The organism is Lewinella sp., assembly GCF_050633125.1.
Lineage (GTDB): Bacteria > Bacteroidota > Bacteroidia > Chitinophagales > Saprospiraceae > Lewinella.
Genome location: NZ_JBOEFX010000218.1, coordinates 1 through 7,197, shown reverse-complemented (window position 1 = coordinate 7,197; position 7,197 = coordinate 1). Strand labels below are relative to the sequence as shown.

6 protein-coding genes are annotated in these 7,197 nt (G+C 44.8%); 3 read left to right on the top strand and 3 right to left on the bottom strand.

Features of this window, described 5'->3' with window-relative positions; all coding sequences use genetic code 11:
• The first annotated feature begins 125 nt into the window (after window positions 1–125).
• Window positions 126–1,172, top strand: a complete 1,047-nt coding sequence (locus ACRBG0_RS28350; RefSeq protein WP_431490194.1) for a transglutaminase domain-containing protein — start codon at window positions 126–128, stop codon at window positions 1,170–1,172.
• Between the two features lie 71 nt (window positions 1,173–1,243).
• Complete coding sequence (locus tag ACRBG0_RS28345) at window positions 1,244–2,410, top strand: DUF3095 family protein (protein ID WP_431490193.1); 1,167 nt, start codon at window positions 1,244–1,246, stop codon at window positions 2,408–2,410.
• 9 nt (window positions 2,411–2,419) lie between these two features.
• Here the strand turns inward: ACRBG0_RS28345 and ACRBG0_RS28340 are convergent, their stop codons facing one another.
• Window positions 2,420–3,481, bottom strand: a complete 1,062-nt coding sequence (locus tag ACRBG0_RS28340; protein WP_431490192.1) for a flavin monoamine oxidase family protein — start codon at window positions 3,479–3,481, stop codon at window positions 2,420–2,422.
• A 371-nt stretch (window positions 3,482–3,852) separates the two neighbouring features.
• Here ACRBG0_RS28340 and ACRBG0_RS28335 point away from each other — a divergent pair, with 371 nt between their 5' ends.
• Window positions 3,853–4,206, top strand: coding sequence for a SnoaL-like domain-containing protein (locus tag ACRBG0_RS28335; protein ID WP_431490191.1), 354 nt, complete (start codon window positions 3,853–3,855; stop codon window positions 4,204–4,206).
• Window positions 4,207–4,628: 422 nt separating this feature from the next.
• Here the strand turns inward: ACRBG0_RS28335 and ACRBG0_RS28330 are convergent, their stop codons facing one another.
• Together ACRBG0_RS28330 and ACRBG0_RS28325 are read right to left on the bottom strand one after the other, a co-directional pair.
• Window positions 4,629–6,071 carry a lipase family protein gene (locus tag ACRBG0_RS28330; protein ID WP_431490190.1) on the bottom strand — a complete coding sequence of 481 codons (1,443 nt, stop codon included), beginning with the start codon at window positions 6,069–6,071 and terminating at the stop codon, window positions 4,629–4,631.
• Window positions 6,072–6,262: 191 nt separating this feature from the next.
• Window positions 6,263–7,197: OmpA family protein (locus tag ACRBG0_RS28325; RefSeq protein WP_431490189.1), on the bottom strand; the 935-nt coding region annotated here is incomplete at its 5' end.

Sequence of the window (7,197 nt, the reverse complement as noted above, 5' to 3'; positions counted from 1 at the left end):
GTTTTCTTATGTGGTTCAAAATACTCTCCCCTTAAGTGCCCTTTGGTGGTTCAAAAGAAAATGCTTCAAAATTCCTATTTTTGCAGTAGATACAACGCATTAAACACCCCTGTTACGATGCTCAAATGCCTATGATTATACATGCTAAAGTAATTGCTCTACTCTGCTTCTTAAGCGCGGCTTCCAGCCTACAAGCACTAGATTCCCTCAATGTGCGGTTGCAGTACTACGCCAGTATCAACCGCCCAACAGAAGAGATGACTTTGGCTTCGCTGGCCAGTAGCCTGCAAAGTAAAACGACTACAAAATTAGAAGCTGCTGAGATTGCTTTTTATTGGATAACCGAGCACATCAGCTACGATTTCGAAGGTGAGCAATTTGCCAAGGAAAGAGTCGACCTGCAAGAAGTATTACGTACCCAGCGCGGCAATTTTCAAACCTTCTCACAATTTTATCAGGAATTGTGCCGCTTGATGGGTGTGGAGTGCTACTTGATTACGGGATATGTAAATCATTGGCACGCAGAAGACTACCCTGAATATTACTATGATGGAGCCATGAAGGATCATCCGGATCATCCTTATCACGCCTGGAATATGGTGAAGATAGACAATGTCTACTACGGTGTGGATATCAGCTTGGGTAGCGGGGCTGTTGGCGGCGATGAAGTGACTGCCGAGTTTGTTAAGAAAATAGATTTGGAGCAGGTGTTGGTCAAGGATGGCGTGTTTTTTCGTATCCACTTGCCTGCTGATCCGCGTTGGCAAATGAGGGAGTATCCGATCCAGCTCCAGCCCTTTCTTAAGCGAATTCCCTACCAGGATGTACTCAAAGTCAGTGCAGGTGCCAAACCCTTTGATTACGAGTATGCCCTTCGTGAATTTGAAAACGCAAGCCCGGCAGCGCAGCGCCTGATGAGCCTTCAGAGCACCTACGAATTCAATCCTTCTGACTTCAATATGCGCCAGATAGCGGATGCTTACTACAATATGGGTTACACTCAGTCTTCGGGCGATTTTGATACGCAGCGCCTACTCGCGGCCCGCAAAAGTTACGAACACGCCATTGATGCTTATCGCAAAATTGAATCGACACCTACCGTCCAGCAGCTAATGGGACAGGCTCAGCAGGGTATTACCTACATTGCTTACAGGTTGGAAACGAAACAATAAGGCTGAAAAAGGGTTATTGATGGTGCTAATCGCAGTTTGTTTTCTGCGCAATACTTAGTCATTTCGTTGCAATGAAAGATAACCAGACCTTCTATAGTCGTTTGCCCACCTCGGGGCTTCCGCTCCACAAGTTGCTGGGAGAAGAACAGCTCTTCGAGCCCTTACCTGCCGATTGGCATGTGATTGTGGTGGATGTTGAAGATTCTACGCTTGCTGTTGAACAGGGCTTGCACCACGATGTCAACTTCATTGCTACAGGCAGTATCATTGCGGTAAGCAACAAGGTCAAGGAATATTATGAACTTGCTAATATCCCTTATTTTTTTGGTGGAGATGGTGCTACTTTTTTAGTACCAGCATTTTTGTTGGAGACACTCCTTGATATTCTGGATAATTACCGCCGGCATGTTAAACGCCAATTCGGCTTAGTATTAAGGGTGGGCGGATTAGCTGTTGCAGAGGTGTATCAGCAAGGGGTGCAGCTCAAAATAGCTAAACTCAAACTGAATAATTACCTCGTTATTCCTGTGATTTTAGGTAATGGCCTCAAGTATACCGAAACGCTGATCAAAGCTCGGTTTACAGCCAAAGAAGATCACAATAAGGAGATTCTACCCGTTAATTTAGAGGGCATGAACTGCCGTTGGAACGAGATCGCACCCCCTTCAAAAGAAGAGAAAATCTTGTGCCTCTTGGTTAGTTGCTCCGACGAAGAACGCCAGGCTCAGGTTTACCATGAGGTCGTGATTGCGATTGATCGCATCTTTGGGAAACTGGATGGACGACAACCTATTTCTGCCAAGCGGCTTAAGCTTAGTCTCCGAATCGCCAATTTTCGTAGAGAGATGTACGGCAAACTGGGTCGCTACGACTTTACTTATATACTTAGAAATTGGTTGCTTACATTCGGTGGGCGTTACTATTTTAAGTGGTTTGAAGAAGGAAAAGGTTACCTGAAAAAAGTTCGTCAATTGTCAAGTACCCTGATGTTAGACGGGAATATCAATAGCGTTATTGCTGGAACAGATGACCAAATAGCAGCTTTAATTACGGTGTTGGACAAGCTGGAAAAAGCAGGCGACCTCATCTATGGTGCCCACATCACTTATTCTTCAATCATGTCTTGTTACGTACTTGATTACAAGGACAATCACGTACACTTCGTTGACGGAACAGAGGGAGGTTATACCACTGCGGCTAAGATGTTTAAAGCAAAACTGGCCCAAGAAAACATTTAGTATATCTCACTACTGCTGCGCGATAATCGCCACAGCAATCTCCTCCCCCCGCCGCACAGCTCCGTCCATATAGCCCGGAAACTCGCTGGCCGTTTCGGCTCCTCCAATAAAGAAACGCTCACCGAAGAGCGGCTGCCTAAAGATAGCATGGCCATTGTTTTGGTGGGGCAGCAACGATTGGTCGTAATCTGTGAAAGTATAAGGTTCTAGCCGCCACACGCCTTCTTCATAGGTCGTGTATTGGTCGACTTGGTTGCCATAATATTTGCGCAATTGTTGCAGTACCAGTTCGCAGCGTTCGGCCTTCGTCAGCGAGTGATAGACGCCATTGAGGAACCCTTTGAGCGCGTAATAGCCCTGGCCATCATCCGAGTGGTCGTACATTTCGCCCACTGGTCCAACATTGCTAAACAAAGTACCACTCAGGCCTTTGGCCCGCCAAAAAGGGGTAGGGTAGGAGAAACCCACTTTAATACTTTCGCCCATCCAGGTATGGGTTTGATTGGCAATTGTTCGCAGCGCTTCGGGCCACGAAGGGGCACATTCCACCGTCTGCATCAGTAAGCGAGGAGGAAGGGTACTTACAATGGCATTTGCCCGGAACGTAGTATCTTGGGTATGTACAGTAAAACCGTCATCAATCTTTTCGATTTTTTGAACCACCTGGCTCAGACATATAGCATCTTTAGATAGTCGTTTGGCCAAGGCCTCTATCAGAGAGGTCGAGGTGCCTACAATCCGGTAGCTAGGGGCATTGTTTGGCGGCAGTTGCACCAGCTGGGGTGGGCTGGTCGACAGCGCCTCGTAGATCGCCTGTTTCCCCATGTATTGTTCGGTGATTTCTATCCCCAATTCTGCTAGTAGCGCATTGATGGCCGTATGTTTTTTACCCAGCCAAGTAGCCCCCATCTCGATGGGAGTACCCGTTTCATTGCGCACTGTAAGTATTCTTCCACCTATACGGTCGCGGGCTTCTAGGATAGCAAAGGGAATATTTGCCTGCTGTAGGCGGTAGGCCGTCGTGAGGCCAGATAAGCCAGCACCAATGATCAGAACAGGAGCAAAAGACATAATGGTAGTTGAGAAGTACACGTAATGTCACTAACAACGTCCGCAATAGGGGATAGGTTGAAGATTTGAGGGATAATGCTTTGGGGCCATGCCTTCTCCCACCCCGACTTTTCTAGTCGGGACGGGATCGGCACCAGGCCATTCGTTTCTACCTTCGGTACCACTGCTGTCCTTTGTCCTTGCCCCCTCCGGGCCCCGAGCTCCAAGCTCCGCTTTGCGCACTTCTTCTGTTTCAAATATTAAACTACCCAACAAGCTCTTAATAAAAAATAACTTGAGTGCCTTGGGTGGTTCAAAAAAAGTACCGCTATGTTAAACTAATTTGTATGTAAATACATTTAGTGTGTATACATTAATTAAAAATACCCAAAATGACTTATCTAGAAAAAGCACAAGACATTTACAACATGCTCGGTCAAGGCCAATTATTGGAAGCCTTTGACAAGTACTACGCCGATAATGTAATAATGACCGAACCTCGTGGTACCCGCGAAAGCAAGGCTGTTTGTCGCGATTACGAAGTACAGTTCCTAAACAGCATCCAGGAATTCCACGATCTAGAGGTGACGGGTATCGGCTCCGATGAAGCCAAGGGTACTACTTTCGTAGAATCCATGATGGAGGTTACCTTCAAGGATGGTAACCGTGTGAAAATGGAGCAGGTAGCTGTACAAAAGTGGGAAGGCGACCAGATTGTACACGAGCGTTTTTACTATGAGCAATAGGCGATAAATATAAGTCAGGCCGAAATCCAGCCTGATTTTAACTTATACCGATCTTAAAGTAGTTTGGGCTTTTGCCCTAACTACTTTGATCGGCATATCCCGACTGAAGTTTTTGGGCACAAGCCCACCCCGAAGCCCGCCTACTGTGCCAGCATGGCCGGCAGGGAGCCACGAAGTGAAAACACTTTGTTGTCGGGATAGAAAGAGCCATTAAATAGCTGAAAAGAGTGATTTATCTGACTATTTTGTAGAAAACCCCATGATTTCACTAGTAGAAATCATGGGGTTTCGTCTTTAACGATAGGTTTTGCAGTTGGTCAGCACGGATTTTGATGGCAATCAAAATTCGGGATGACTCATGTTTATAAAATAGAGCATATTTACTTTTCTACTCAGGGTCACAGGGCCGAATAAATAAGGTTTTAATTACTGGTGGTGGAACAATCACAATCCTTTAGTGGTAGAGAACTTGCATTCATGATGAAGAACTCTAGGACTATACCTGCCGCCTCTTCGTTAATGGTTTTGTCTTGGGCATTTAGATGATAAAAGTATTCACTTATAATATTTTGCTGAGCCGTATCTTGAACAAAGTGATCTAAATAAGCAGACGTGTGTTGTAAGCCCATTTCTGTAAAATAGGAAGCAAACGTTTGGTAATCATTGTCAGTAATTGTTCTGTTAGAACAGTTACTGACGATTCTACCTAATTCTGTACTAAAGGTGGATTTTAATTTTGATGAAAAGGTGTCTAAATCTTTACACTCAATGTAGTAGTCTTTTGGTGAATCAAATCTGGTCAACTGGCCGGGAGGCATAGTATATTGACCGCTAGCTGAAATATTTCTCAGGTATTTGATTACGCCATTGATAAGAGGGTTTGCTCCAATAACAATACCATCCGTACATGCTTTTTTGCCATCATAAAGTCCGCATAATTCATTAAGTTGAGAAGATGCCCAAGCGTGTGGAATGGCATCTAGTTTGTTATTGTATGCATAGTACTGACCGCTAAGCTGCCTTACCAAATTACTAGCAAAAAGCTGATTGCCAGCAGTAGGCCCTGCATATACCCAAGCTTTTACGTTGACTTGGCTGTCAAGATTTGCTCTGATATAAGAAGAATAAACTTGAGTCATTGCTCCTCCCAAGCTGTGCCCTGTTACAGAAACACTGATGGATTTGCCTGGATTAGACAGGACTTCATTTTGTAAAAAGACCAGTAAAGAAGCGCCTCTTTCATTGATCAAATCTTTGAGGATGTTGTAACCTCTAAGCGAGCCATTTGAAACCTTCCCTCCTTGGGGCCATGTACTTAATGTATCAACGGCAAGGTCTTCTGTGAACCAGTCAAATGTCGAGATGGCATCAGTTCCAGATATACCTACAGTGTAGTGTAAATCACCACTTTCTTGATCCGTAGATTTCAGGCAGTACATTAGATTAGATACTGCGTAATAAGGCGTCGTCCAGGTAGGTTCAAGGCGAACAACAGGACCCCATCCGTCTGCTAATGATTGCTGACCGATAATTTTTTGTAAAGAACCATTGCTAATAGCTCCTTGAATAAATCCGTGTGCTTCATTTTGGACGGCAATGGTTGAATCATGTACAGCAGATTCAGGACTGATAACCATGATTTTATCATTAACACAATCAGCTAACCAGGCAAGTACGAAATATTTGGAAGGATCTCCTGGGTTGGGAATCGTATTGATGGGCGTTGTACCTTCTGTATTTACGTTTTCTCCTTCTGTTACCTGTGAGGCAGGAGCATCCGTTCCACAAGCAAAAAGAAATAATAGCCCTATCATGGCCATTGTGGGAAAAATAGTTCGCTTAATGAAATTGGAATTAATTAACATGATTATAGATTTAAATGGTGTTTTTAAAAAGCACAAGCATCTAGCCTTGTGAATGGTTTTTAATATTAGTATATGTAATTGATATAGAGAAAGGTAAGTGAGATGTCATCTTTTTTTTTAAAATAGAGGGTAGATAAAATCTATGAATCACAAATCGCTCTACCCTCTACTTTCTACCAAAATACCTAGTACTATTCAGGGCAAATCACCTTAAACTCTGTACGGCGATTAGCCTGGTGCTCGGCAGCGCTACAGTTAACGCCATCAGCACATCTGTTGAGCAGTTTGGTCTCTCCGTAGCCTTGGCCAATTACTCGAGAAGCAGGGATGCCCTGAGCAATGATATAGTCGGCAGCGGCTTGCGCTCTGCGCTGGGAGAGGGCCATGTTGGAAGAAGCTCGGCCTTGACTATCTGTATGAGCAGACAGTTCTACTTTGGCATCCGTGTTGTCTCTCATAAACTGTACGACCTTGTTCAAGTCTGGCATTGCATCCGAACGAATGGCAGCACTTCCGGTATCATAAAGGATGTTATCCAGGTTAATGGCATCACCACACTTCACTTCATCGGCACAGATTTCCAACCGTACGAATACTGATTTTGAGCGGTCATAGTTGTTGGCATCCACATCTACTACCTGAGAAAGGAAGCTTTCTTTCTTGGCGTAAAGCTCATAAGTAGCGCGGCTATCCAGGTAGAACACAAATTCTCCCGTACTCTTCGAGATGGTAGTCTTCAGGAAGTTGGCTGTTTTATTACTCAAATTGAGGGTTACGCCTGGTAGTGGGTTCGGGCTGTTACAATAGAACACCTTACCCTTGATGATAAAGTTGGGATCATCGTAGTAAACTGTTTTCTGTACAGAAGTGGAGGTGTTGAAATCGCTGGCAGCAATCTTACCTTCTTCCAGCGCTGTATCGTAAAGCTTAGACTGGATGGTGTAGTCGCCAGGCTCAACGTTGGCAAATTCTACCACACCAAGGCTGTTGGTTGTGCCTGTTTTTACAATCTGTCCGCTACCATCAACGAGGGCGACTTCCGTCTCTGGCAATACTTCGTCTGTGATCTTGTCTTTGGCTGTAATTACCATTGGTGAGGTCGGGCAGCCATTGTTGGCTACGGTTC

Coding starts and splice junctions, on each gene's coding strand:
- ACRBG0_RS28335 (WP_431490191.1), top strand. CDS start 3,853: ATGACTTATCTAGAAAAAGCACAAGACATTTACAACATGCTCGGTCAA.
- ACRBG0_RS28345 (WP_431490193.1), top strand. CDS start 1,244: ATGAAAGATAACCAGACCTTCTATAGTCGTTTGCCCACCTCGGGGCTT.
- ACRBG0_RS28330 (WP_431490190.1), bottom strand. CDS start 6,071: ATGTTAATTAATTCCAATTTCATTAAGCGAACTATTTTTCCCACAATG.
- ACRBG0_RS28340 (WP_431490192.1), bottom strand. CDS start 3,481: ATGTCTTTTGCTCCTGTTCTGATCATTGGTGCTGGCTTATCTGGCCTC.
- ACRBG0_RS28350 (WP_431490194.1), top strand. CDS start 126: ATGCCTATGATTATACATGCTAAAGTAATTGCTCTACTCTGCTTCTTA.